The 723-nt window shown below is 43.7% G+C and carries 1 protein-coding gene; it reads left to right on the top strand.

The window, feature by feature from the left end:
- Positions 1–642: transposase (locus RM553_RS19570; protein ID WP_311536647.1), on the top strand; the 642-nt coding region annotated here is incomplete at its 5' end.
- Between the last annotated feature and the right edge of the window lie 81 nt (positions 643–723).

Here is a 723-nt window from a genome sequence, read left to right as displayed (position 1 = left end):
ATCTGGGAGAATGTTTTGGCAGATGCAGGTTATAGCAGTGGTGAGAACTATGCCTACTTTGAAAGGAAAGGCCTCACCACTTATATCCCACCGCACGGAACTTATAAAGGCGGACCTGAAGGATTTGAGTATATCAAAGAAGGTAATTACTGGTTGTGCCCACAGGGCAAGAAAGTGACCTACCGAAAGCAATGGGTACGAAAGGGCTCTTTAGTAGATGATTATTTTACCCGGCGAAGCGATTGCAAAGGCTGTCCATTAAAACAAAGCTGCATCGGTAAAAGCCATGAGAAACGAATCACCATCACTGCCTATCGTGAAGAATATGAGCGCAATATCAAGAGGGTGAACAGCAAGAGTGGGCGCTACATGAAGGGCAAACGGCAAAGCACAGTAGAACCTGTCTTTGGCACCTTAAAGGAGTTCCTGGGGCTACGAAAGGTCAACACCATTGGGATAAGGCAGGCCAATAAATGCATGCACCTGGCAGCAATTGCCTATAATCTTAAAAAGTACCTGAAATTTATCACAAAACGGGTGAAATCCGGAGCAGCACAGTCTGCTATGCACACTTTCATTCTAAAACCTAATGCAGGAGCTCCTAAGCTCACTTTGAAGGAACCTGAATTTTGTCACAGCTAACCCAGTCTCTAAAAGAAAAACCACTTAAAGCGGCTTATTTTTATCTCAATTTTTAAAATTAATGGCTTGTGCAACGGTTAC

It is taken from the genome of Autumnicola tepida, assembly GCF_031846485.1.
Taxonomy (GTDB): Bacteria; Bacteroidota; Bacteroidia; order Flavobacteriales; family Flavobacteriaceae; genus Autumnicola; species Autumnicola tepida.
The sequence above is the reverse complement of the archived record's forward strand: the minus strand, read 5'-3'. Positions and strand labels throughout refer to the sequence as shown.